Genomic DNA, 639 nt, shown 5'->3' on the forward strand with positions numbered 1-639 from the left:
TGTCCGACGCCGGCAAGAAAACATCTGCCGATTGGGCCGTATTGACCACTTACAATACGGAAGAAGCAACCACAAACCTGGAAATCAACGCATCCCAGAAAGACCGGGACTATATCGTGCTCTTCAACTGGAAAGAGCTAGAGAAGATGGTCAAGGAAGGCAAGTATGACACAGTCAACGGGGCCAAGATTGTCAACCCGGCAAAGCACAAAGGGGCCATCTACCTGGTGCCGGTTGCCAAGTCCCCGCACGGGGTTGACGTAACTCCCGACGGCAAGCGATTCATCGCCTCCGGCAAACTGGCTCCTGCCATGACTGTATTCTCCTTTGAGAAAGCGTTTGAAGCAATCAAGAACAAGAAGTTTGACGGTGAGAAGTACGGGATTCCGGTTCTTGACTACGCATCGGTCATGGAACGGGAAGTGAACCCGCCCAACGCCCTGGGACCGTTGCACACCCAGTTTGACGACAAGGGTTTTGCATACACCACCATGTTCATCTCATCTGAAATCGTGAAGTGGAACGTGGAAACGGGCGAAACGGTTGACCGCGTACCGGTTCAGTATTCACCCGGCCACTCTGTGGCGGCGGAAGGGGACAGTGTAAGTCCGGACGGCAAATACATCGTGGCTTTGAACA

General features: G+C 53.4%; 1 pseudogene. It reads left to right on the forward strand.

The annotated features are described in order from the left end of the window. Nucleotides 1–639: pseudogene (locus EFBL_RS21440) on the forward strand (Sec-dependent nitrous-oxide reductase); the annotation flags it as partial.

This window comes from Effusibacillus lacus (genome assembly GCF_002335525.1).
GTDB lineage: Bacteria > Bacillota > Bacilli > Tumebacillales > Effusibacillaceae > Effusibacillus > Effusibacillus lacus.